Origin of the sequence: Streptomyces caniferus, assembly GCF_009811555.1 — a bacterium.
GTDB lineage: Bacteria > Actinomycetota > Actinomycetes > Streptomycetales > Streptomycetaceae > Streptomyces > Streptomyces caniferus.
Genome location: NZ_BLIN01000005.1, coordinates 1,325,743 through 1,349,072 on the forward strand (window position 1 = coordinate 1,325,743; position 23,330 = coordinate 1,349,072).

Genomic DNA, 23,330 nt, shown 5'->3' on the forward strand with positions numbered 1-23,330 from the left:
CGGCCCTCAGCCGCAGGAGACGGGGCCCTTCGGCAGGGTGCCGTTCAGCAGGAAGTCGTCGACACGGCGCTGCACGCAGGGGTCACCGGTGGTGTAGGCGGCGTGCCCCTCACCGCGGAAGGTCAGCACGACACTGGAATTGCCCAGCTCACGGGCCATGTTGAAGGCGCCTTGGTACGGGGTCGCCGGATCGTTGGTGGTCGCGACGAGCAGCATCCGCGGAGCGTCGTGCGCCGCGACCTCGCGGGAGGCGTCGTCGCCCGCAACGGGCCAGGAGTAGCAGTCCAGCAGGGTCGGGGCGATGTCCGGGCCGAAGAGCGGGGAGGCCTTGGTGAGTTCGCGCTCCGCACGGGGGTAGTCGCCCTCGTCGTAGCGTTCCGAGGTGTCCCGGCAGGCGATCGCCCTGAGGGCCAGTTGGTCCTGCGGCGGTAGCTCGTCCTGGCCGACCCGCCGGGCCGGGACGCGGGCGGCGCTGCTGCCGCCCGCCTCACTCAGGCGCAGGACCCCCGAGGCGTCGCCGCGCCGCAGCTGGGCCAGCGCCTGGCGCAGCGCCGGCCAGTCGCTCCTGCTGTACATCGCCTCACGCAAGGCATACACATAGCTGGTCTCGTCCACTGTCTCCCCCTTCGCCTTCATCGGGTGGTCGCTCAGCTTCCCGTACCAGTCGCGCAGTTGGTCCTGTGCCTTGCGCGCGTCGGTGCCCAGCGGACAGTCCGGTCGGTGGGTGCAGTCGGCGGCGAAGTCGTCCAGTGCCCGCTGGAAGCCCCGGGCCTGGGACAGCGCGGTCTGCCAGGTGTTCTTGGTCGGGTCCTCGACGCTGTCCAGGACCATCCGGCCGACCTTGTGGGGGAACTCGTGGGCGTAGACCGCCCCGAGCTTGGTGCCGTACGAGAACCCCAGGTAGTTGAGCTTGTCGGCCCGGACCGCGGCGCGCAGGACGTCCATGTCCCGGGCGACGTCGGGGGTGCCGACCCACCGCAGCAGCCCGCCGGAGTAGCGGCCGCAGGCCTCGTTGATGCGCTTCTCCTTCGCGGCGAGGCTGTCGTCGCCGTTGCCGGGCGGCGGGGCGAGTTTGCTGCCGCAGGAGACCGGGTCGGTGTGGCCGGTGCCGCGCGGGTCGAAGCTGACGATGTCGTAGCGCTGTCCCAGCCGGGCGAAGGCACTCCCGCTGTCGATCAGATAATTGACGCCGGAAGCACCCGGGCCTCCGGGGTTGATGACCAGCGAGCCGAGCCGTTTGCCGGGTCCGGTCGCCTTCAGCCGGATCAGCTGGACCTGCATCGTGCTCTGTTCGGGGTGGCGGTAGTCCCGCGGCACCTCCAGGCGGGCGCACTCCAGACGTCCCCGGAAACCGGGCGGCTGGCTCGCGCTGTCGGTCCCCGCACTGTTGCGCAGGTCCTTCCCGCAGTGTTCCCACGCCAGTTTCTGCTGGTAGAAGGAGGTCAGATCCGGGTCATCGGCTGCCGTCGCGCCCGGAGTTCCCACGAACGCGCCCAGCAGTACCAGCACCGCCGCAGCGGCCAACCGGCGCACACCCACCCGGCGCCGGCGAACACACCGCGCTTCCCCTACTCCCACACGAGACGGTGCACGGCGTGTTCCCGGCATATTCCGAGCCTAGGTCCGTTGACCGGCTCCCGCACACCTGCCGTGAGGCCCGCCGACGTCTGCGCGTGTGTCCGCGTGCGCCTCGCCACGCAGCAGCGCCGAACGCCTCCTCAGGGTGACCGCGCAGCTCCCTTCGGGCCGCTCAAGATGCGCCGTTCAGGACACCGATCACCCTGGAGATAGGGCAGGGCCCCATGCCGCTCAGTGGCGGCCCCTGCACGGACGCCGATCGGCTGCATGTCCGGGAAAAGGTGACGCACTCATGAACGACGGAACCAAGGTCCTGCTGGCGGCCGCTCTGGCCGGCGGCTATGTGCTGGGCCGTACGAAGAAGGGCCGGTTCGCGCTGACGGCGGCGTCGTATATCGCCGGGCGCCAATTCGGGCTTGAACCGCGCCAGCTCGTGACCCAGGGAATGCGCAAGCTCGCAGAGATCCCCCAGGTCGCGGAGCTGGGCGAACAGCTGCGCGGAGAAGTGATGGACGCGGGCCGGAAGGCCCTGACGACGGCCGCGAACCGCCGTCTGACGACGCTCGCCGACACGTTGCACGACCGGAGCATCAAGCTCGACGGCGGCCTCCCGGGGCTGGGAGAGGAAGAGGAGGAAGAGGAAGAGGGGGAGTACGCGCACGACGAGGAGGAGGAGCCGGAGGAGTACGGGGAGGACGAGGGGCCCGAAGACGAGTACGAGGAGGACGAGGACGAGGAGGGCGAAGAGGAGGAACCTGAGGAAGAGCCCGAGGAGGAGTACGAGGAAGAGGAAGAAGAGCCGGAAGAAGAGGAAGAAGAGCCGGAGGAAGAGCCCGAGGAGCGGCCGGCTCGGCGCAGCCCGCGGACCGCCGCGAAGCCGGAGCCGCGCAAGCGGGCGTCGGAGGCGAAACGGGCAGCCCCGGCGAAGAAGAGCGCGCAGCGGGCGCCGGCCAAGAAGACCGCCGGGAAGAAAGCCGCCGGCAAGAAGTCCGCCGCGGGACCGGCGGCCGCGAAGAAGGCCGCACCCGCGAAGAAGACCGCGGCCAAGAAGACCGCGGCCAAGAAGACCGCGGCGAAGAAGACCGCCGCCAAGAAATCCCCGGCCAAGAAGGCGGCGCCGGCCAAGAAGGCCGCGGCGAAGAAGACAGCGGCCAAGAAGACGGCAGCGAAGAAGACCGCCGCCAAGAAAACGGCCGGGAAGACCGCTGCCAAGAAGGCTCCCGCGAAGAAGGCCGCGGCCGCCAAGAAGGCAGCACCCGCTGCGAAGAAGACCGCCAAGAAGACATCATCGCGCTCCGAGCGCCGGAGGTAACCGGTCATGGCCAAGACGGGACAGGACAACGCGGACTCGGGACTCGATCGCCTGCGCAGCGAACTCGGCGACTACGCCACGAAATGGGTGGGGAACCTGGCCGAGCGGGCCGGCGACAAATTGATGGATGTGACGGGCCAGCTCACCGATGTCGCCGAGAACGGCGGATCGCTGTCCAAGGTCGCGGGAAATCTCCTCGGCGGCGACTCCCCCGTCAAGGCCGCCGTCAAGGGGACGGCGGAGAACGTCAAGGACACCGTGATGGACAAGGCCAAGGGCCTCTTCGGTGGCGGCAAGAAGCGAAAATCGGGAGACCAGAAGGTCACCAACATCATCGAGGTCCTCGACGTCGGTGTGCCCCTGCGCACCGCCTACGACCACTGGACGCAGTACGAGAAGTTCAGCAGCTTCACCAAAGGTGTACGCAATGTGTCGCTGCACGACGAAACGACCAGTGACTGGAAGGCCAAGGTCGGCCCGTCCACCCGGGGATGGAAGGCGACCGTTCAGGAGCAAGTTCCCGACGAACGCATCATCTGGACCTCCGAGGGCGCCAAGGGATCGACCCGAGGTGCGGTCAGTTTTCACGAACTGGCGCCCAACCTGACCCGCATCGTGCTCGTCGTCGAGTACTACGCCTCGGGATTCTTCGAGAAGACCGGCAATGTCTGGCGGGTCCAGGGACGCCGGCTCCGGCTGGACTTCAAGCACTTCCAGCGCTACGTCACCCTCACCGATGAGGAGCCCGAGGGCTGGCGCGGGGAAATCCGCGACGGCGAGGTCGTGCGGACCCACGAAGAGGCCGTCGAGGAGGAAGAGGCCGAGGGCGAAGAGACCGAAGACGAAGAGGCCGAGGGCTACGAGGGCGAGGACGGCGAGGAGGAGTACGAGGACGAAGACGAAGAGGGCGAGGAGGACGAGGAAGAGCCCGAGGACGAGTACGAGGACGAGGACGAAGTCGGCGAGGAGGAGGAAGAAGAAGAGGAGGAAGAGGAATGAGAGCGGCGTCCTTCGCGGTTCTCGCATCTGGCAGCAGAAGTGCTGCAGGGGCCGCCGCCCGCGCCGGGGAGTCCCTGGTGACGTCCCTCGACGCGCTGGGCCGCTGGGAGAAGCTGGACGCGCTGACCGGCCCGGTACAGCGGGTGGTGCGCGGGCTGCCCCTGGGCCGCTACCGCGATGTGCTGCACGGTCTGCCCATCGGGCATCCGCTGCATCCGGCCCTGGTGCAAGTGCCCATGGGGGCCTGGCTGTCCGCCGCGGTGCTGGACGTCGTCCCGGGGACCGGGCGCAGTGCCCGCCTCCTGGTGGGGGTGGGCGTCCTTGCGGCCGCACCGGCCGCGTGGGCCGGCTGGGTGGACTGGGCCGAGCAGCACGAGGACCAGATGCGTACGGGTCTGGTGCACGCGGCGTCGATCGCCGTGGCCGTCGGTCTCTACGCGCGCTCCTGGGTGCAGCGCGGCCGCGGCCGTACGGCGCGGGGCAAGGTGCTCGGGTTCGCGGGGCTGTGCGCGGCCGGGGCCGGCGGGATGATCGGCGGGCACCTCGCCTACCGGCAGGCGGCGGGCGCCAACAAGACGGAGCCGGTGCCGCATCTGCTGGACGACGGCTGGCACCCCGTCGGCAGGGTCGAGGACTTCCCCATCGGCGAGGCGGTGCGCCGGGAACTGGGCGAGGTCCCGCTCCTGGTGGTCCGCCGGCCGGGCGGGCACCTCCATGTCCTCGCCGGGCGGTGCAGCCACCTCTCGGGGCCACTGCCGGAGGGCACGATCACCGACGGCTGTGTGGTGTGCCCCTGGCACGGCAGCGTCTTCCGGCTGTCGGACGGCGCGAACGTCCGCGGCCCGGCCACCGCTCCGCAGCCGACGTTCCAGGTGAGCGTGGACTATGAGGGCATCGTCCACGTACGGCTGCCCGGCGCCGGCTGACTCCTTCGCGGTTTCGGTCAGCGGCCGAGGGCGCGGCGCAGCTCCTGCTTGTTCATCGAGGAACGGCCGTCGACACCGCGCCTCCTCGCCTCCTCGTACAGCTGGTCCTTGGTGGGCCCCTGGGCGCCGCTGTGGGAGCGTTCGCCGCCCCGCTGCGGGGCGGACTTCCGGTCCTGGGTGGAGACCTTGCTCGCGGTGCGCGATTCGCCCGCGCGCGCCCGCTCCTTGTTCACGGTCCGTGCGGCGATCTCCTTGGCCCGCTTCGTGGACGCGCCCCGTTCCTCGGCGCCCTCCTTGATGTGCTCGTACTGGCGCTCGCGCTTCTTGCTCGAACCGGCAGGCATGCTGTCCTCCTCGACCTGGGCAGGTGGCTCCGGCGCACCGGGCGGCGGCGCGGTGCGGTCGTCGTACTGTGTACGGCACCTTCCACTTCAGCCCGGATGGCCGCATCGCGCTACTCGGCGCGTCCGGCGGCACGGGGCCGCCCGACTGGCCGAACGCCCCTGCACGGGAGCCGCCCGGCGCCTGCGGGTGCTCCGGCCCTTGACTGCCCCGGAATCCTGCCGGGGCAGCGGGCGAACGCCCAGCTCAGCGGCTCGTGGACGGGACACGCCGGACTCCGCCGCCCGCTAGCGTCGAAATCGGCGGGCGATCGGCGCCGCACGGCGTCCCGTGGGACCGCGCCCCGTCCGCGCCGACCGGCGCCCAAGGAAAGGGATCGTCATGCGCGTGCTCCGGGCCGCTCCCTCGATCGAAGGGCTCACCGCCGTCGTCACCGGCGGCTCGCGGGGGCTCGGGCTGCTGCTGGCCCGCCAACTGCTGCGGCGCGGCTGCGATGTCGTGCTGCTGGCCCGGAGCGAGGCCGAACTCGGCAGGGCCGTCACCCGACTGGCCCAGTGGCGCGGCGGCACGGTGCGCGGTGTGGTGTGCGATGTACGGGACCGAGCCGCGGTGCACGACCGCCTCACGGAGATCGCCCGGGACCACGACGGGCTGGACATCGTCATCGCCAACGCCGGCATCATCCAGGTCGGCCCGGCGGACGCGCTGGGCCCCGACGGGTTCCAGGACGCCATGGACTCCGTCTTCAACGGGGCCCTGAACACCGCGCTCGCCGCGCTCCCGCACCTCCGGCGCAGCCCGGCCGGCGGCCGGCTGGCCCTCATCGGGTCCGTCGGGGGGCTGCTCGCGGTGCCGCATCTGCTGCCGTACTCCTGCGCCAAGTCGGCGGTGGCGGCGCTGGCCGAAGGGCTGCACGCGGAGGAGGGCGCGCACGGCGTCTCCGTGACGGCGGTCCACCCCGGTCTGATGCGCACCGGGTCGCACCTCCATGCCCTCTTCGGCGGGGACCGGCGCCGGGAGTACGCCTGGTTCTCGGCGCTGGCCGGAGCCCCGGTGCTGTCCATGAGCGCCGAGCGGGCCGCCGAGCGGATCGTCTCCGCTGTGCAACGGCGGCGCCCGCGCATCGTGCTGACGCCGGCCGCCAGGCTCGGCGCCAGGGCCCACGGGCTGGCACCGGTGACCACCACCCGGCTGACGTCGGCGCTCGCGCGGGTGCTGCCCCGCGACGGGGCCCGTGGGACCGTCGACGGCTCCACGGTCGCGGCAGGGGAGCAGCCGCCGGCCCGGCGGCTGCGCAGTGTGCTCGGCGCGCTCAACGAGCGGGCGGCCGACCGCTTCAACCAGCGCTGAGGGCGCGTCAGTGCCGGAAGGTGTCCCGCCCCTTCTCCACCGCCTGCTTCATGCGCCCCACGGCCTGTTCCGCCCTGCCTCTTCGTTGCATGCTCTTGTTGCCGAGGGCCTTGCCGGTCGTCTCCTTGGCCATTCCCTCGACGATGTGGCCGATGTTCCTGGTCTTCTTCCCGATGCCCATGGCGTGCTCCTTCGGGGTCATTCGGCGGGTGGCAGCAGCGTCCCGAGCGGCCCGAGATCCAGGTTCAGATCCTGCATCGCCAGGTCGTAGCGGGCGCAGAGTTCGACCATCCGGTCGTGGAGAATCATCAGCGTCGCTCCCAGGCGCTCCTCCTGTTCCTCGGTGAGGTCTCCGGCTTCGACCCGTTGCAGGGCCTGCCGCTCCATCAGCTGGCGCAGCAGCTCGACCAGGGTGAGGACGAGCTTGATCAGGTCCCGCTCGACCGTGTCGGGGTCGGTGCGGACCCGGTGGGCCGGCCGCGGCGTTCCCGGTCCGGCCGGGGGCCGGACGTCCTGCGGTGTCGTGGGCAGCAGCCGGAAGGCGCGGGCCGCCGCATCGGCGACATCGTCGAAGCGGGTGCCGGGCCGGCGGTCATCGGCGGTCATCGTCGTCCTGTACCAGGGGTGCGGTGGCGCGCCACGGGGACGGGTTCTGTTCGCTGATGGAGACGATCAGCGCGCGCAGCGAAATGCGGACGAGGTCGATGTCGGCGATGGAGAGGACGATGTCCCCGGTGAGGACGACGCCTCCGCTGAGCAACCGGTCCAGCAGGTCGATCAGTGCGATCTGCCGGTCCGGCAGTGGTTCGTCCGCCCTTGCCGGCGGCCCGCCCGCCGCCCTCACGGAGCGGCTCGCTTCAGCGGGGCGGCTTCGGGGGGCGTGGCGAAGGAGTACGGGGCCCAGGGCCCGGTGACCTCGACGCGCACGCCGGACAGCCCTTCGCCGGCCCGCAGGACGTCGGCGCGGAAGCTCTCGCCGTGCTCCAGCGGGACGAGATAGGCGTCGTTGATGACGTTCTCCCCCGGGCCGCGGGCGAGTTCGCCCTGCTGCACCCGGTGCTGGACCCGGTCGACGGCATGGCCGCGGGCCGCTTCCTCGACGCGGTGGGCGATCTGTTCGGCGCCGCGGTAGGCGTCTTCACGGGCGTGCCGCTGCGCCTTGCGGTGGCTGAGGTAGGCCCGTCCGGGACTCAGGTCCGCGTCCGCGGGCGGCGCCGCCGGCCGGTCGGTGGCAGCGGGCGCCTCGACATAGATCTTGACGCCCCACTCGGTGTGCGCGGCGAGGTCGGACAGCCGCTCGGCGAACGCCTCCTGACGGGCGTCGAGCATCTGCCGCACCCGCTCGTCGTCGAGGTAGACGGTCGCCAGCCGGAGCGGCAGGACGGTCGTCCGGCCGGCCAGCGCCTCGATCACCCGGTGGTGGGCGCGCGCCACCGACTCCAGCCAGTCCAGGTCCTCCAAGTGCGCGCGCAGTGCGCTCTCCTCGAAGTCCGGCTCGGGCACCGGGCTCACCGCGACCACCACCTCACGGCGGTGCGGCGCGCGGACCAGGTGCACCGGCCCGTCGGCGACTCCCGGCAGTCCGGCCAGCACCTCCTCCAGCGAGCCGTCGGCGTCCTGCGCGACGGCGTAGGCGTAGGTGACGGCCTCGGTCATGATTCGTCCCGCCGCTTGCTACGGGGGCTCGGCGCGGCCCGTTTGGTGCGCGGAGTGCGTGAGGTGCGCGAGGTGCGCGAAGGACGGCGGGAGGCGGCAGGACGGCTCTCCTCCTCGTACTCGGCCTCGCCCTCCTCCTGGTCTTCGTCCTCTCCCTCTTCCTCTTCCTCGTCCTCTTCGGCCGAGGGCAGCTCGTCGCCCTCGCGCAGGGCCTCGATCTCGGCGCGCAGCCGCTTGTTCTCCTCGGCGAGCGAGTGGTAGCCGTCGGAGGCGCGGGACGACAGCGAAGGATCGTGCTCCCACCAGTCGATGCCCATCTCCTTGGCCTTGTCCACCGAGGCGACCAGCAGGCGCAGCTTGATGGTGAGCAGTTCGATGTCCAGCAGGTTGATCTGGATGTCGCCCGCGATGACGATGCCCTTGTCCAGCACCCGTTCCAGGATGTCGGCGAGGTTGGCGGAGGAGCCCTGCCCGCCGTACGGGCCGGCCCTGGAGGGGTAGTCGCCCATCCTCCTCGCGACGGGTTCGTTCACGGCCACTGCACCTCCCTTCCCTGGTGTCCCGGCAGCGCGACGCGGGCGCGGGGCAGTGCTGCGCCGCCGCGCCGGGCGCCGCGGTCAGGTGCCGGTGCCCTGGGCATGCGCCCTGATCTCGTCCAGCTTGTCCAGCAGTTCGTCCTCGCGCCGGTCGAACGTCTCCTCGTCGATGTCACCCGCCAGCAGCGCCCGTTCCAGCTCGGCGAGCTCCCGCTCGACGGGTTCGGGGTCGTAGTACTCGTTCTCCGCTGCCTCCAGGGCGCGTTCCATGACCCAGGCCACGCCGCGCACCGGCGCCAGGGGAAGGGTGGCGAGTTGACTCAGCAGGCCCATGAGAACTCCCTAGACGAAGCTGTACGCGGGCAGAGGACCGAGCAGCCGGAGGTCGAAGTCCTCGCCCAGTTCCTTGGCGAGGTCCTGCTCCGCGCCGAGGAAGCTCTTCTCGTTGTCCCGCTCCACCAGGAAGGACACGCTCAGGAAGTCGTTCCCGGTGGGCTGCGACGTACGGTCCTCCCGGGCGAACCCGCGCAGTCCGTCGAGGACTTGGGCGGCGAGCCGGTCCTGGCGGGCCTGTACTTCCTGGGAGACCATCTCGCCGAGGGCGAGCGGAAGGTCGGGGCCGCCGGTGCCGCTTCTGATCTGTTCGTTGAGCGCGCGGGCCTCGTCCGACTCCTGGAGGATCTGCCGCAGCATCGCCTCCTCCTCCTGCGCGGCCTTCAGGTGGTATTCGGCGCACCCCTCCAGCACCCCCAGCCGCTCGGTGTACTCCTCCACCCGCTCCTTCAGGACGGCCCGTACGGCCTCGTCGTCGGTGGTCGTGAAGCCGAACTGCAGGGGCAGCACGGTGCCGTCGGCCATCAGCCGTTCCTGGACGGCCTGGTGGGCGGAGAGGTCCCGGCGTTTGGGACGCAACTCCTCGGGCGCGTCGCTGACGACGGCGAACAGCTCCTTGGTCCCCACCGTCCGCAGCGTGGACGGCGGGTCTCCCACACCGTGCAGATCGTCCAGATTCTTCGGATGGGTGGACGCGACGATGGAGTAGACGTAGACGGACATCGCTCACTCCTTTCGGCGCCGGGCCGGCCGGCGAGCCGGGCGCTCACGGCGCTCGGCGGGCTCCTTCTGCTTCTCCTCGCGCTCCTCGTCCCCGTCGCCCCTCAGGGCGTCGGTCACCGCTTCCGCGGCCCCGGACAGGGCGCCTTTGGCCTTGCCGTGCGAACCGCCTTCGGTGACCTCGCCGACGAGGTCGGTCAGCTGAGAGGGCGCCTTGCGCCCCTCTTCCAGGTCGAGGCGGTTGCAGGCCTCGGCGAAGCGCAGGTAGGTGTCGACGCTCGCCACGACGATGCGGGCATCGATCTTGAGGATTTCGATACCCACCAACGAAACGCGCACGAACACATCGATGACCAGACCGCGGTCCAGGATCAGATCGAGGATGTCGTAGAGATTGCCGGAGCCCCCTCCGCCGCCGGTGGCGACGGGTCCTCCGCCTTGCGGCACCACAGTCACGGTGCCTCCCTTCACCGGCTCACCCCGGTTCGAGCGGAGTGGCCGTGTCGTTCGCCTGGCGAACGGTCTGCCGCGAGACCCGGGTCTAACGCCGGTCGATCTGGCCTCGGGTGTAGCGGCGGGTGCGCTCGTAAGCCACCAGTTCGCCCTCCTTGTCCAGTACCACCCGGTAGGTCGCCATCACGCTGGTGGTCCCGGGGACACGTTCCAGCTCCAGGACTTCCACGTCCGCCTGCCAGCCGTCCTCCGTCGGCTTCACCGAGGAGACGGACTCGGGCGCCCGACCCAGCAACTCCTTGAGCTGCTCGGCCGCGTACCGCATCGCACGCGGCGCGGAAACGCGGCGGGCCGTGCGCTCCGATTCGCTTTCGCTCTCGCGGCTGCCGGCCCGAACGCTGCTGGTCTTCTTGGCGGTCTTCCTGGCGGTCTTCTTACTGGACGGGCGCCGGACTTCTCCGGACTCGCCCTCTTCGTCTGCGGCCATGTTCCCTCTCCGGAATCGGAGGCGACATGCTGCCCACGTCCCTGTGAGGAGACGCCATTACATGATATACGGTCTGAGCTCATCGCATCTCGGGCTGGTCAGGGCGTTACCGGGAGGTATCGGAACGGTCCGGCAACGCGTGCCGGTGCCCGGTCGGCGGCGTAACGTCGGCACTGTCCTGGGAGAGACGTCAGGACGGTCTCGGCACGGGGAGAATTGGCACGCCGGAGTGAGTCCCGATGGCACGACAGCTGTGTGAAGGTGTGCGATGACCGGCGGGGCCGGAGCCGATCCGGTGGGCCGGGCGCTGCTGCGCGCGATGCGGGAGACCGGGGCGTCCGCGGGCGGTCTCTATCTGCTGGCGGACGACGAGCCGGTCCTGCGGCTGACGGTCATGAGCGGCCTGCCGGCGCCGTTCCTGGAGCCGTGGAGCCGGGTGGCGCTCGCGGCGCCGGTCCCGGTAGCCGTCGCGACGCGCGCACAGCGCCTGGTGTGGGCGGGCGGCCGGCAGCAGCTGGCCCAGGACTTCCCCCGTATCGCGGTGGCCGTGCCCTATGACTTCTCGCTGGCGGCGGCTCCGGTCGGCGAGGGGGCCGGCACCCGGGGTGCGCTGCTGTTGCTGTGGCCCGCCGGCCATCCGCCACGGCTGTCGGCGGACGAACGCCGCGCGGTGGAGGCCTCGTCCGGACGCCTGGCCGGGCTCCTGGGCGACGGCCCCCGGCCCGCGGGCTCCGTACCCCCGTCCGACGGGCCGCGGGTGCTGCCCGCCCCGCCGGCCCGGACCGTGGGCCCGGACGAGGCGCAGGCGGCGGCCGACTACCTGGAGCGGCTGCCCGGCGGCTGCTGCGCCCTCGACCTGGACGGACGCATCACCCTGGTCACGACCGGCGCGGCGGAGCTGCTCGGCGAGCCGGAGACCCGGCTGATCGGCTCGCGCCCCTGGGAGATCCTGCCGTGGCTGCGCGACCCGGCGTTCGAGGACCGCTACCGCGCCGCGGTGATCAGCCGCCGCCCGATGCCGTTCACCGCCTGCCGGCCGCCGGACCGGTGGCTCACCTTCCGGCTGTTCCCGGACGGCAGGGGCCTGAGTGTGTGGATCAGCCCCTCGGACAAGGACTACGGCCCGGTGGAGCCCTACCCCGTGCCGACGGAGGTGGTGCCCGCACGGGCCGGCCAGATCTACCACGTGCTGCACCTCGCGGCCGCCCTGACCGAGGCCGTGGGCGTCCAGGACATCGTCGACCTCGTCGCCGACCAGATCGTGCCGGCGTTCGGGGCCCAAGGCATGATCATGTACGCCGCGGAGGCGGGCCGGCTGCGGACCATCGGCCACCGCGGCTACCCCGCCGAGGCCGTCGCCACCTTCGAAGGTGTCGCCCTCGGCGCCGCCAACAGCCCCGCCGTCCATGCCCTCGCCACCGGGGAGCCCAGCTTCTTCACCAGCCCCGCGGAGATGGAACGCGACTACCCGGGGCTGCCGCAGCTGACCGGCAAGGCGGCGCGCGCCGTGCTGCCGCTGATCGTGTCCGGCCGCCCGGTCGGCTGCTGCATCCTCTCCTACACCCAGCCCCGCACCTTCAGCCAGGAGGAACGCCAGGTCCTCACCTCGCTGGCGGGACTGATCGCCCAGGCCCTCGACCGCGCCCGCCTCTTCGACACCAAGCAGCAACTGGCACACGATCTGCAGGCCGCCCTGCTGCCGCACGGCCTGCCCCCGGTGCCGGGGTTCGCCGTCGCCGCCCGATACCTGCCGTCGACCCGCGGTATGGACATCGGCGGCGACTTCTACGATCTGATCCGCCTCGGGGAGGACAGCATCGCCGCCGTCATCGGCGATGTGCAGGGCCACAACGCGGCCGCCGCCGCCTTCATGGGCCAGGCCCGCACCGCCGTACGCGCCTACGCCACCGCGGGCGCCTCCCCCGCCGAGGTGCTGGCACGGACGAACCGGCTGCTCAGCGACCTGGACCCGGACCTGTTCACCAGCTGCCTGTACGTCCACATCGACCTGCGGACGCGGCGGGCGTGCCTGGCCGGCGCCGGCCATCCACCGCCCCTGCTCCGCCACCCCGACCGGCACACCACGGTGCTGCACGTCCCGCCGGGGCTGCTCCTGGGCGTCGAGCCCGAGGCCCGGTACACCGCCACGGAGATCACCCTGCCGCCGAAATCCGTCCTGGCCCTCTACACCGACGGCCTGGTCGAGACGCCGGGGGTCGATCCGGAGCGCTCCGTGAACGACCTCGCCCGGCGTCTCAACGACGCGCCGCCGGTGGGGCCGGAGCGCCTCGCCGACGCCCTTCTGGAGTACCGGCAGGACGAGGCGGACCGGCAGGACGATGTGGCGCTCATGCTGCTCGCCGCCTTGCCGGTCGGGCCGATGACACCGACCTGAGGCCCGTACTCGCGGCTCGCCTCCCGAAGCCCCATGACGTCACCTCACTTCTCCCTGAAGAAGAGGGAGTTGAGCGTCGGAGAAGGTGACCTGTGGAGCAGGCTGCGGCACGTCCCGGGGCGCCCCCGGTCACGCGCGCTCCGCCGGGCCCCGCCCGGGGGTGCCGCGGCGGCTCAGGGCGCGCTGTGCCCGGCTCAGGACGCGACTGGGCGAGCAGGTGCACAGCGCCGCGCGGGCGGCGTTGGCGCCGGGGGCGCCGTGCACCCCGCCGCCCGGGTGCGCCCCCGCCGAGGCCAGGAAGAGGCCCGCGACAGGGGTCTCCGGGCGGCCCAGGCCCGGCAGCGGACGGAGCACCAGCTGCTGGTGGAGGGCGGCCGTACCGCCGTTGATGGCGCCGCCGTGCAGGTTGGCGTCCAGGTCCTCCAGCGTGGGCGGGGCGAGGATCCGGCGCGCCCTGATCCGCGCGCGAAAGCCCGGGGCGAAGCGCTCGACCTGCGCCTCCAGCCGGTCCGCCATCACTTCTTGCTCCCCCGGGTTCCAGGCCCCGGTGAGGCCCTCCTCCCCCGCGTCCCCGCGGACCCGGTGGGGTACGTGGGTATAGCCCCAGGCCGACTCGGTGCCGGCCGGGGAGCGGGTGGCGTCCGCGGTGGTCATCTGGCCGAAGAGGGCGAAGGGCCGGTCGGGCACCTGTCCCATGGCGATCTGGGCGGCGAACCGGGTGAGGTCGTCCCGGCCGTCGGCCAGGTGCACGGTGCCCGCGGTGGCGGCGGCCCCGGCGGTCCACGGCACCGGGCCGCCGAGCGCCCAGTCCACTTTGAAGGTCGCGAAGTCCCATTGGAAGCGCCGCAGATCCGCCAGGACCCGCCCGGGGACGTACCGGGAGTCGACCAGCCGGCCGTACAGCGTGGGCACGGAGACGTCCGCCAGCACGGCGCGGCGGGCCGGCACGATCTCGCCGATCGCGGTGCGCACCGCCACCGCCCGCCCGGAGCGTACGACGACCTCCTCGACGCGCTCCCCGCAGCGCAGCACCCCGCCGCCGCGCTGCAGACGCCGCACCAGGGCCGCGGTGAGCGACTGGGCGCCGCCCGCCGGTACGGGAAAGCCGTAGGTCTGCCCGAGCATCGACATCAGCCACCCGAAGCCGCCACTGCCCGCCGCCTCGGGGGCAAGGTCCGCATGCAGCGCGTTGCCCGCCAGCAGCAGCGGGCCCGCCGCACCGGAGAACTCCTCATCGCCCAGGCGCCGTACGGGCAGCAGCATGGTCCGCGCCAGCCGCAGCCCGCCCGCGCCGCGTACCCGCGCGGCGAGCCGGGCCGTGGCGCGCACCGGCGGGAACGGTGTGAACAGGGCGTCGAGCAGGTCGGGACCGACCCGGTCCCAGACGGCGCACAGCCGCTGCCAGGCCGCGCCGTCGCCCGCACCGAAGGCCTCCAGCCCTGCCGCCGTGGCGTCGGTGCCGCGCTCCAGCAGCGCACAGCGGCCGTCGGCCAGCGGATGCGCCAGCACCCGTGGCGCATGGCTCCAGACGAGCCCCTGTTCGTGGAGGGCGAGGGCGGCGAGGACCGGGGAGGCGGCGGCCAACGGATAGAAGGAGCTGCACAGGTCGCTGACGTAGTCGGGGTGCACCCCGCGGTCGCTGCGGACCGCCCCGCCCGGCTCCTCCTGCTCCTCCAGCACCTCCACCGTCCACCCGGCGTCGGCCAGCAGGTTCGCCGCGACGAGTCCGTTGGGTCCGGCGCCGATCACCACCGCGTCCGGCATCGCTGTCTCCTGTTCACCCGGCCGTGTATGCCCCGGCGGTGGCCGGTGACCCCCGCACGGGGCGGCGGTCAGGAGCCCGTCCGTGCGCCGTGCGGCGCCTGTTCGGCGACCTCGGCCAGCCTGCTGAGCATGCTGCGGTGACGCAGCTGCAGCAGGGCTTCCAGACCCGCGTTGTGCAGTCGTCCGCCGGGTCCGCGCAGCGGATGCTCATCGACCACGACCAGGGAGTCCGGCCCCCAGCGGCGCACCTCGATGGCCACCCGGGCGGTGCCCAGCCGGCCGCTGTCCACCTCGAGTTCGAGGGCGCGCGGCGGGTCGCTGTGGCGTACGACGGTGTGGCCGGAGAAGTCCCAGGGTCCCAGCCGCACGGTGTACTCGATCATGGAGCCGACCTCGGGCCAGTTGCCGGCCGCGGGCCGCGAGTGGGCGGTGCCGACCACCCAGTCCTGGTACCGGAAGCCGTCGGCGAGTACCGCCCACAGCTCCTCGGGAGTGCACTCGATCAGCCGGTGCCGTACCGCCACGGGCCTCCACCGCCTCACCGCACCTCGGTTGCCGGCTTCCTCACCCAGCGTAGGGCGCGCTCCCCTGCCCGGCCTCCCGAGGCCGGGCGCGGGCCGCACTCCCCCGGGTGCCCGGCTTCCGTTTCCTTCGGTGGGCCGGCTCGTTGAGGCAGCCGTGGCAGCTGCGGAGAGTGGGAACGGCCGGGCCGGAGGCGGTGCCACGGAGCCCGGTACCCGAGCGGGGCGGTGGCGGCTGGGCTGCCGGCTGGTGACGGAGGCCGGGGACGAGTACGTCGTCACGGCGTCCCTGGTGCGCCGGTGCCTCGCGGCGGTGGACGGGCCGCCGCGGTGGGGACACGGACTGGTCTGGTCGTTCATCGATGTGGGACGGCGCCTGCATCGCGCGCAGTCGTGGGTGGACCGCGGCGCGGTCTCCGCCCTGCGAGCCGCGGCGGCCGGTGCCACGGGGATGGACGCCCGGGTGCGGGCGGCGCTGCTGGAGGCGTTGGCCGGCGGGTTGCCGGTGGCTCCGGACCGCCTTTTCGCGGAGCCGGTGCGGGTCGGCGCAGGACAGGACGGCGCAGGACAAGGCGGCACCGAACGGGTCGACAGCGGCCGGGGCGGAGGCGGCCGGGGCGAGGCCGACCTCGTGTTCGGCGAAGTGGGGGCGTGGCGCGCGGAGAACGGGGGCGGATACCGGCTCACGCTGCGCGGCGAACAGGCGGGGTGCGACCTGGGCTTCGCGCCCGGCCCGGCCCCCGGCGCCGAGGGGCCGGACGACGGCGGCGGGGGCGGGCCGCGCTGCGCCGTCGGCGGCCGGATCACGGTCCCGGGCGGGCGGGCGGCGGTCGTCGTCTCGGGCGAGGGCTGGTACGAGTCCGGTACGGACGACGGGCTGCTGGCCGAAGCCCCGGGCGGGGGCCGGGACATCGGCCGCCGGCTCCTCACGGTGTTCCTCGACGACGGCTGGCGGGTGGACGCCGGCGGCGTGGAGCACGTGGAGATGGCCGCGCGCACGGTGACCGGCCACCGGACCACGCTGACGGCCCACGGCCCCGACGGGCGGGCGGTGGCGGCCCGGGACGTCCGGCTCCGCCCGCACCGCCCCTGGACATCGCTCTCCACCCTGAACCGCTACCCCACGTCCTGGGAGGTCGCCTCCGACCACCTCCGTCTGCGGCTCTACGTCACCGCGCACTTCCCCGGCCAGGAAGTGCGCACGATGCTCACCGGCCACGGCTTCCTGTGCGCGGCGGCGCGGGTGAGCGGCACCCGGGACGGGCGGCCGGTGACGGGCTGGGCGGTCGTCACGGCGGTGCCCGCGCAGCGGATCGGGGACCTGGAGGAGTACCTGGGCCGGCTGCAGGAGGTGACCCGGCGCGAGGTCCGCCGGCTCTACCCCGACCGGCCGTCCGCCGCCCTGACGACGTCGCTGCTCGGCGGGACCGGCGCCTCGCTGGACGGCTTCGCGGACACGGCCGTGCACGAGACCCTGGTCCGTCCGGTGCGGCATCTGGCCGACCCGGGCGGCCGGGGGTGGCGGGCCTATGTCTGCTGTGCCGCCATCGAGTTGCTGGGCGTGCGGGCCGACCCGTACGCGCCGCTGCTGGCGGCGGTCGAGGTGATCCACAGCGCCAACCTGGCCATCGACGACATCCAGGACGGCGCGCTGCACCGCCGCGGCGTACCGGCCGTGCACCGGGTCTTCGGGGTGCCGGCCACCATGAACGCCGCCACGGCCGCCTACTTCGCCCTGGACCGCGTCATCGACGAGGTGCTGCCCGACGACGACCGGCTGCGGCTCGCCGTCTGCCGGACGTATCTGCGCATGCTCCGGGCGGCGCACGGCGGCCAGGCCCTGGATCTGGCCGGCCATACGGAGGAGATGGACGCGGCGGTGGCCTCCGGCGATGCGCGGCCGCTGCTGCGGCGGCTGCGGGCGACCCACCGCTTCAAGACCGGCGTCCCGGCCCGCGCCTTCGCGGAGCTCGGCGCCCTCGCCGCGGGAGCCGTCGGCGCCCGACCCGCCGCCATCGGGGCGTACTTCGAGGCGGTGGGCACCGCGTACCAGATCTCCGACGATGTGCTGGACGTCCTGGGCGCCGCCGCCCCGCACTCCGGCGGCCGGCGCAAGCACAGCGGCGAGGACCTGCGCTCCGGGAGGGTGACCATGCCGCTCGCGCACTGCGTCGGCCGGCTCCCCGCCGACCGGATGAGCCAGGTGTGGAAGGCCGTGCGCGACGGCGGGGCCCCGGCGGACACCGTCCACCGGGCGGCCGCCGACATCGCCCGCTCCGGCGCCGTCCAGGCCTGCCGGCAGGAGGCCCGCACCCTGGTCGACGACGCCTGGCGGCGACTGGCCCCGCTGGTGCCGGACTCGCCGGCCAAGATCATGGTCCGCTCATTGGGGCGGTACGCGGCCCTGCGCGAGGCGGAGGTGCCCGCGTACCGCGCCGACGGCCAGGACGCGACGGGCCGGGCATCCGAAGAGGGCTTCGGGCACGGGTGAGCCCCCGCTCCGGGACCAGCGGTGGCCCTCATCGCCGCCGGAGAGGGGGCGTCACGCCAGGTGCCGGCGCGGGGGCGCCGTCCGGGCGGGGGTGGCGGACGGAGGCACAGGGCGCCGGGTGACGGCCAGGATGGCCATGTCGTCCTGGTGATGGTCCCCGGTCCAGCGGCCGACGTCCTTGGTCAGGGCGTCCACCAGTGCCTCCGGTTCGGTGAACCGTCTGCCCATGCGGCGCGAGAAGACCGGATCGTAGAACGTGCCCTGGGTGTCCCTGGCCTCGGTGACACCGTCGGTGACCAGCAGCAACGAGGCGCCCGGCGGCAGCCGCACCACATCGACGGGCGCGGAGCCGGCCGAGGAAGCGTCTCCCAGGGCCATGCCCAGGGGCAGCTGCGGGAGGGTCGGGTCGAGCCGTACGAGCTGCCCGCCGTGCACGAGATACGGCGGCGGATGCCCTCGGTTGACCAGGCTCAGCGCCCCGCCGTCGGCGGACACCTGGGCCAGCACGGCGGTGGTGAAGCCCTCCGTGGAGGTCACCGGGCCGCCCCTGGCCGCCGCCCTTGCCATGGCCTCGTCCAGCCGCTGGACCAGGGCGGCCAGGGTGGGGGCGTACTCGGCCTCCTGGCGGAAGGCCCCGATCGCGACGGACACGGCGGCGACGGCCTCCATGCCCTTGCCCCGCACATCCCCGATGATCATTCGCACCCCGTACGGCGTCTCCTGCACCGCGTACAGGTCCCCGCCGATCCGCGCCTCGGCCTGCGCCGTGGTGTACCCGGCGGCCACCGCCAGCGGCCCGACCTCGCGGGGCGGATCGGGGAGCACCGCCCGCTGGACCGCCTCCGCGACATCCCTGGCCAGGGCGAGATCCCGCCCCTGGCGCAGCAGGAGCCGGTTGACCGCGAGCGCCAGCACGCCGATCAGGCCGACCACGGCCAGGTCGACGTACCGTGCCGTCGCCGGACGTCCGCGTTCGAGGTCCAGTCCCACCGAGATCACACAGGCGGCACACACGACGACGAGCGCGGAGCGGAAGGAGAGCATGGCGCCCGCGACCAGCGGTGCGGCGGCCAGCAGCGGGAGTCCCATGTACGGCTGGGGCGCGAAGAGGTTCAGCAGGACGCCGACCACGAGGGCGAGTGCCGCGAGCATCCACGACACCCTCACCGGCGTGGGCTGCAAGCTCTTCACCGTGCCTCTCCTGCTGCCGGGGCGGACCCGATGGATTCACATATACGCCTTGTGGGCCGGATGCGCCCGCCGCTCCGCCGGGCCACCGACGCTCCTGCCCGCCCGGCCCCGGCGGAGCGGCGAGGCCCTGCGCGAGCGCCGGCATCGACCGATGAAAGCGGGACAAAGCAGGCGTAGGCTGACCAGGACCGCCATATCACACCGTGAGTGAGCGATGGAGGCGGTGTATGACCGATCCTCGCGGCTTCCTCAAGTTCCCCCGCCGGCCCGTCCCGCCGCGCCCCGTCGAGGAACGGCTGAGCGACTGGGACGAGGTCTACGCCGGGCAGGCGCTGCTCCCGCTGGTGTCCGAGCAGGCGGACCGCTGCATGGACTGCGGTATCCCGTTCTGTCACAGCGGCTGCCCGCTGGGGAACCTCATCCCCGAGTGGAACGCGTACGCGGCGCGGGGCGACTGGAAGGCCGCCGCCGAGCGGCTGCATGCGACCAACAACTTCCCCGAGTTCACGGGACGGCTGTGCCCGGCGCCGTGCGAGGCCGCCTGTGTGCTGGCCCTCAACGCCGATCCGGTGACGATCAAGAACGTCGAGCAGGCCGTCGCCGACCAGATCTGGGAGTGCGGATACGCGGCGCCGCATCCGCCGCAGCGGCTCAGCGGCAAGACCGTCGCGGTCATCGGCTCGGGCCCCGCGGGGCTGGCGGCGGCGCAACAGCTCACCCGTATCGGCCACACCGTCGCGGTCTACGAACGCGCCGACCGCATCGGCGGACTGCTGCGCTACGGCATCCCCGCATTCAAGATGGACAAGCGGCATCTGGACCGCCGCATCGAGCAGATGCGGGCGGAGGGCACCAAGTTCCGCACGGGCGTGCAGGTCGGCAGCGATATCGACGCCACCGAGATCCGGCGGCGTCATGACGCGGTGATCGTCGCCGTCGGAGCCACCGCACAGCGGGAGCTGCCCGTTCCCGGCCGCGAGCTGTCCGGCATCCACCAGGCCATGGACTACCTTCCCCTCGCCAACCGGGTCGTGGAGGGCGACTACGCCGCGCCCCCCGTCACCGCCGAGGGCAAGCATGTGGTGATCGTCGGCGGCGGGGACACCGGCTCGGACTGCCTGGGCACCGCCCTGCGCCAGGGCGCGGCCTCGGTGGTGCAACTGGACATCAACCCGGAGCCGGGCGACGCCCGGACGGACGGCGAGCCCTGGCCGGTCTATCCGAAGGTCTACCGGATCTCCCATGCCCATGAAGAGGCCCGGGGCCGGGAGGGCACGGATCCGCGGGTCTTCTCCTCCGCCACCCTCCACTTCGAAGGGACCGCGGACGGCCGGGTGCGCGCGCTGCGCCTGACGGAGGTGGAGCCCACGGCCAGGAGTCCGCGGCCGGACACCGAGCGGGTGATCCCGGCGGAGCTGGTGCTGCTCGCCCTCGGCTTCTCCGGTCCCGAACGGGGCAGCGGTCTGATACGACAGCTGGGGCTCACGCTGGACGAACGGGGAAACCTCGCCCGGGACGGCGGCTTCGCCGCCGAGCCGGCGGGGCCGGCCGAGCGGTCCGCCCCCGCCCGGCCGGACGGTGTCTTCGTGGCGGGCGACGCGGGGCGCGGCCAGTCGCTGGTGGTGTGGGCCATCGCCGAGGGACGGGCCGCGGCGGCGGCCGCGGACCGCTATCTGACCGGTTCCACGGCGCTTCCCGCCCCGATCGGCCCCCGGGACCGGCCGCTGGTGGCGTGACGCCGCGCGCGGCCGCTGCCATCTCGTTCGTCCGCCGGGGTTGACGAGACCTACCGGCGTGCGGATCGATGGTATTACCGGCGCCGGACCAGGGAAGCAGCGAAGGCACCACGCCACACAGAGCACAGCGACACCAACCGGCAACAGTGCCACCAGCACCCCCCTCGCCCGATACTTGATCCACCGATTCCCGGCACCGCGGAGGCCCGAAGCGAACATGACCGACGGGCCGTCAGGAGGGTGCGACGTCCACCGGCCACCGTCCCGCGGATCCGCCCGCCTCCGTCACCCCTCGGACCTGTCGGAAATCACCGGAGCATGTCAAGATCAGCAGAGTTCGACACCCCACCTGACCTGGAAGAACGCCACTCAGAGGCTGCACAGCTCAACCCACCGGGAGGTATCCATGAAGATGCTGATCAACGTCGCCGAGACCGTGGTCGCCGATGCGCTGCGCGGGATGGCCGCGGCGCACCCCGAACTGGTGGTGGACGCCGAGAACCGGGTGATCGTACGGCGGGACGCACCGGTGGAGGGGAAGGTGGCGCTGGTGTCCGGGGGCGGCAGCGGGCACGAACCGCTGCACGGGGGGTTCGTCGGGCCCGGGATGCTGGACGCCGCCTGTCCGGGCGAGGTCTTCACCTCGCCGGTGCCCGATCAGGTGGTGCGTGCCGCGGCGGCCGTGGACAGCGGCAACGGGGTGCTGTTCATCGTCAAGAACTACACCGGGGACGTGCTCAACTTCCAGATGGCGGCCGAGCTGGCGGAGGACGAAGGGGTGCAGGTGGCCAGCGTGCTCGTCAATGACGATGTCGCGGTGACCGACTCGACGTTCACGGCGGGCCGCCGGGGCACCGGGGCGACGCTCTTCGTGGAGAAGATCGCCGGTGCCGCGGCCGACGAGGGCATGCCGCTGGAGCGGGTGGAGGCGCTGGCCCGGCAGGTGGTGGCCTCGTCGCGCAGCTTCGGGGTGGCGCTGAGCGCCTGCACCACCCCCGCGAAGGGCAGCCCGACCTTCGATCTCCCGGACGGGGAGCTGGAGTTGGGCGTCGGGATCCACGGCGAGCCGGGCCGGGAGCGCCGGGCGATGATGACCTCGCGCGAGATCGCGGACTTCACCGTGGACGCGATCCTGGAGGACCTCGACCCGAGGCTGCCGGTGCTGGTGCTGGTCAACGGCATGGGCTCCACCCCTCTGCTGGAGCTGTACGGATTCAATGCCGAGGTGCGCCGGGTGCTCGACGAGCGGGGCGTGGCGGTGGCCCGCACGCTCGTGGGGAACTATGTGACGTCGCTGGACATGGCGGGCTGCTCGGTGACGCTGTGCCAGGTCGACGGGGAACTGCTGCGGCTGTGGGACGCGCCGGTGCAGACGCCCGGGCTCCGCTGGGGGCGGTGACACCGCAGCCGTATCCGCAGGCGGGTCGGCATCCGCTCCGGTGGCCGTACGACCCCGTTTTCTTCGCTCAGTGCCCGAACAACCAAGGAGAGTAGTCCGTGTCCGAAACGGTGCTGGATGCCGCGTTCTTCGTACGCTGGATGACGGCGGCCGCCGCCGTCCTCGACCGGGAGGCCGACCGGCTCACCGAGCTGGACTCCCCCATCGGTGACGCCGACCACGGAAGGAACATGCAGCGCGGCTTCGCGGCCGTGGTCACGGCGCTGGAGGCGGAGCCGCCGGCGACACCCGGTGCGGTGCTGATCGCCGCCGGACGGCAGTTGATCTCAAGTGTGGGCGGGGCGTCCGGGCCGCTCTACGGCACGCTGCTGCGGCGGGCCGGCAAGGCACTGGGCGAGGCGCCGCAGGTGGCGGCCGAGGAGCTGCGGTCGGGGCTGGCCGCCGGGGTGGACGCGGTGGGGCAGCTCGGCGGATCGGCGCCGGGCGACGCGACGATGCTCGATGCGCTGGTGCCGGGCGTCACGGAGATGTCGACCTCCTTCGCCGCGGCGGCCGAGGCCGCCGAGCAGGGCGCGCAGGCCACCGTGCCGATGCAGGCCAGGAAGGGCAGGGCGAGCTACCTCGGGGAACGCAGCATCGGGCATCAGGACCCGGGGGCGACCTCGTCGGCGCTGCTGTTCGCCGCGCTCGCGGAGGTGGCGCAGTGAGCGCGGGGACGGCGGACGGTACGGCCGGCGGCGGGGGTGCGCAGGTCGGGGTGGTGCTGGTGTCGCACAGCGGACCGGTCGCGGAGTCCGTGGCGACCATGGCGATCGGCCTCGCCGGCGGGGCCACGACGCCGGTGGCCGCCGCGGGCGGTACGCCGGACGGCGGGCTGGGCACGAGTGCGGAGCTGATCACCAAGGCGGCGCGGACCGTCGACCGTGGAGCGGGCGTGGCGATCCTGGTCGACCTGGGCAGCGCCGTACTGACCGTCAAGGCCCTGATCGCCGAGGGGGACGAACTCCCCGCGGGCTCACGGCTGGTGGACGCGCCGTTCGTCGAGGGTGCGGTGGCCGCCGTGGTCACCGCGGCGGCCGGGGCTGATCTGGCCGCCGTCACGGCGGCGGCCGAGGAGGCGTACGGGTACCGCAAGGAGTGA

At 72.9% G+C, this 23,330-nt stretch carries 24 protein-coding genes; 10 read left to right on the forward strand and 14 right to left on the reverse strand.

The annotated features are described in order from the left end of the window. Positions 1 to 6: 6 nt before the first annotated feature. Positions 7 to 1,533: an alpha/beta hydrolase gene (locus Scani_RS22310; protein WP_371872369.1), complete on the reverse strand. Its 1,527-nt coding sequence runs from the start codon at positions 1,531 to 1,533 to the stop codon at positions 7 to 9. 337 nt (positions 1,534 to 1,870) lie between these two features. On the opposite strand from Scani_RS22310, the gene Scani_RS22315 reads away from it, so the two are divergent. From Scani_RS22315 to Scani_RS22325, 3 genes are all read left to right on the forward strand, one after another. Beyond that, the gene (locus Scani_RS22315) at positions 1,871 to 2,890 is read left to right on the forward strand and encodes a histone protein (RefSeq protein ID WP_159479195.1); all 1,020 of its coding nucleotides are present in this window, start codon (positions 1,871 to 1,873) and stop codon (positions 2,888 to 2,890) included. A gap of 6 nt (positions 2,891 to 2,896) precedes the next feature. Next, positions 2,897 to 3,889: an SRPBCC family protein gene (locus tag Scani_RS22320; RefSeq protein ID WP_159479197.1), complete on the forward strand. Its 993-nt coding sequence runs from the start codon at positions 2,897 to 2,899 to the stop codon at positions 3,887 to 3,889. Positions 3,890 to 3,963: 74 nt separating this feature from the next. Further along, the gene (locus Scani_RS22325; RefSeq protein WP_246296431.1) at positions 3,964 to 4,815 is read left to right on the forward strand and encodes a Rieske (2Fe-2S) protein; all 852 of its coding nucleotides are present in this window, start codon (positions 3,964 to 3,966) and stop codon (positions 4,813 to 4,815) included. 17 nt (positions 4,816 to 4,832) lie between these two features. On the opposite strand, the gene Scani_RS22330 is transcribed toward Scani_RS22325, so the two are convergent. Then, on the reverse strand, positions 4,833 to 5,159 hold the full coding sequence (locus tag Scani_RS22330; RefSeq protein ID WP_159479202.1) for a plasmid stabilization protein: 327 nt from the start codon (positions 5,157 to 5,159) through the stop codon (positions 4,833 to 4,835). A 379-nt stretch (positions 5,160 to 5,538) separates the two neighbouring features. Between Scani_RS22330 and Scani_RS22335 the strand changes: the two genes are divergently transcribed. Further along, the gene (locus tag Scani_RS22335; protein ID WP_159479204.1) at positions 5,539 to 6,507 is read left to right on the forward strand and encodes an SDR family NAD(P)-dependent oxidoreductase; all 969 of its coding nucleotides are present in this window, start codon (positions 5,539 to 5,541) and stop codon (positions 6,505 to 6,507) included. A gap of 7 nt (positions 6,508 to 6,514) precedes the next feature. Here the strand turns inward: Scani_RS22335 and Scani_RS22340 are convergent, their stop codons facing one another. From Scani_RS22340 to Scani_RS22380, 9 genes are all read right to left on the reverse strand, one after another. After that, entirely contained in the window at positions 6,515 to 6,688 is a 174-nt protein-coding gene (locus Scani_RS22340; RefSeq protein WP_159479206.1) for a CsbD family protein, read from the reverse strand. Positions 6,689 to 6,705: 17 nt separating this feature from the next. Beyond that, positions 6,706 to 7,113: a gas vesicle protein K gene (locus tag Scani_RS22345; RefSeq protein ID WP_159479208.1), complete on the reverse strand. Its 408-nt coding sequence runs from the start codon at positions 7,111 to 7,113 to the stop codon at positions 6,706 to 6,708. Continuing rightward, a complete protein-coding gene (locus tag Scani_RS22350) occupies positions 7,100 to 7,351 on the reverse strand; it encodes a gas vesicle protein (protein WP_159479210.1) in 252 nt (83 codons plus the stop codon). Before Scani_RS22350 ends, Scani_RS22345 begins: the two co-directional genes overlap by 14 nt. Continuing rightward, entirely contained in the window at positions 7,348 to 8,163 is an 816-nt protein-coding gene (locus tag Scani_RS22355) for a GvpL/GvpF family gas vesicle protein (protein ID WP_159479212.1), read from the reverse strand. Before Scani_RS22355 ends, Scani_RS22350 begins: the two co-directional genes overlap by 4 nt. Continuing rightward, a complete protein-coding gene (locus tag Scani_RS22360) occupies positions 8,160 to 8,672 on the reverse strand; it encodes a gas vesicle protein (RefSeq protein WP_159482289.1) in 513 nt (170 codons plus the stop codon). Before Scani_RS22360 ends, Scani_RS22355 begins: the two co-directional genes overlap by 4 nt. A gap of 108 nt (positions 8,673 to 8,780) precedes the next feature. Continuing rightward, the gene (locus Scani_RS22365; protein WP_159479214.1) at positions 8,781 to 9,032 is read right to left on the reverse strand and encodes a gas vesicle protein GvpG; all 252 of its coding nucleotides are present in this window, start codon (positions 9,030 to 9,032) and stop codon (positions 8,781 to 8,783) included. 9 nt (positions 9,033 to 9,041) lie between these two features. Further along, positions 9,042 to 9,755, reverse strand: a complete 714-nt coding sequence (locus tag Scani_RS22370) for a GvpL/GvpF family gas vesicle protein (RefSeq protein WP_159479216.1) — start codon at positions 9,753 to 9,755, stop codon at positions 9,042 to 9,044. Between the two features lie 3 nt (positions 9,756 to 9,758). Then, positions 9,759 to 10,208: a gas vesicle structural protein GvpA gene (locus Scani_RS22375; RefSeq protein ID WP_159479218.1), complete on the reverse strand. Its 450-nt coding sequence runs from the start codon at positions 10,206 to 10,208 to the stop codon at positions 9,759 to 9,761. A gap of 85 nt (positions 10,209 to 10,293) precedes the next feature. Then, positions 10,294 to 10,692: a gas vesicle protein GvpO gene (locus tag Scani_RS22380; protein WP_159479220.1), complete on the reverse strand. Its 399-nt coding sequence runs from the start codon at positions 10,690 to 10,692 to the stop codon at positions 10,294 to 10,296. A gap of 268 nt (positions 10,693 to 10,960) precedes the next feature. Here Scani_RS22380 and Scani_RS22385 point away from each other — a divergent pair, with 268 nt between their 5' ends. Next, a complete protein-coding gene (locus tag Scani_RS22385; RefSeq protein WP_159479221.1) occupies positions 10,961 to 13,087 on the forward strand; it encodes a SpoIIE family protein phosphatase in 2,127 nt (708 codons plus the stop codon). A gap of 129 nt (positions 13,088 to 13,216) precedes the next feature. Here Scani_RS22385 and Scani_RS22390 read toward each other — a convergent pair whose 3' ends face one another. Together Scani_RS22390 and Scani_RS22395 are read right to left on the reverse strand one after the other, a co-directional pair. After that, positions 13,217 to 14,851: a phytoene desaturase family protein gene (locus Scani_RS22390; RefSeq protein WP_159479223.1), complete on the reverse strand. Its 1,635-nt coding sequence runs from the start codon at positions 14,849 to 14,851 to the stop codon at positions 13,217 to 13,219. Between the two features lie 68 nt (positions 14,852 to 14,919). Further along, positions 14,920 to 15,375 (reverse strand): SRPBCC family protein, encoded by a 456-nt coding sequence (locus Scani_RS22395; protein WP_159479224.1) that lies wholly within the window; start codon positions 15,373 to 15,375, stop codon positions 14,920 to 14,922. Between the two features lie 154 nt (positions 15,376 to 15,529). On the opposite strand from Scani_RS22395, the gene Scani_RS22400 reads away from it, so the two are divergent. After that, entirely contained in the window at positions 15,530 to 17,863 is a 2,334-nt protein-coding gene (locus Scani_RS22400; RefSeq protein WP_159479226.1) for a polyprenyl synthetase family protein, read from the forward strand. 51 nt (positions 17,864 to 17,914) lie between these two features. On the opposite strand, the gene Scani_RS22405 is transcribed toward Scani_RS22400, so the two are convergent. Then, the gene (locus tag Scani_RS22405) at positions 17,915 to 19,054 is read right to left on the reverse strand and encodes a PP2C family protein-serine/threonine phosphatase (RefSeq protein ID WP_246296077.1); all 1,140 of its coding nucleotides are present in this window, start codon (positions 19,052 to 19,054) and stop codon (positions 17,915 to 17,917) included. A gap of 227 nt (positions 19,055 to 19,281) precedes the next feature. On the opposite strand from Scani_RS22405, the gene Scani_RS22410 reads away from it, so the two are divergent. From Scani_RS22410 to Scani_RS22425, 4 genes are all read left to right on the forward strand, one after another. Then, positions 19,282 to 20,790: a glutamate synthase subunit beta gene (locus Scani_RS22410; protein WP_159479228.1), complete on the forward strand. Its 1,509-nt coding sequence runs from the start codon at positions 19,282 to 19,284 to the stop codon at positions 20,788 to 20,790. Between the two features lie 406 nt (positions 20,791 to 21,196). Further along, the gene (gene dhaK, locus Scani_RS22415; RefSeq protein WP_159479230.1) at positions 21,197 to 22,189 is read left to right on the forward strand and encodes a dihydroxyacetone kinase subunit DhaK; all 993 of its coding nucleotides are present in this window, start codon (positions 21,197 to 21,199) and stop codon (positions 22,187 to 22,189) included. A gap of 110 nt (positions 22,190 to 22,299) precedes the next feature. Beyond that, on the forward strand, positions 22,300 to 22,896 hold the full coding sequence (dhaL, locus tag Scani_RS22420) for a dihydroxyacetone kinase subunit DhaL (RefSeq protein ID WP_159482291.1): 597 nt from the start codon (positions 22,300 to 22,302) through the stop codon (positions 22,894 to 22,896). After that, a complete protein-coding gene (locus Scani_RS22425; RefSeq protein WP_159479232.1) occupies positions 22,893 to 23,330 on the forward strand; it encodes a PTS-dependent dihydroxyacetone kinase phosphotransferase subunit DhaM in 438 nt (145 codons plus the stop codon). The genes dhaL and Scani_RS22425 overlap by 4 nt, the downstream gene beginning before the upstream one ends.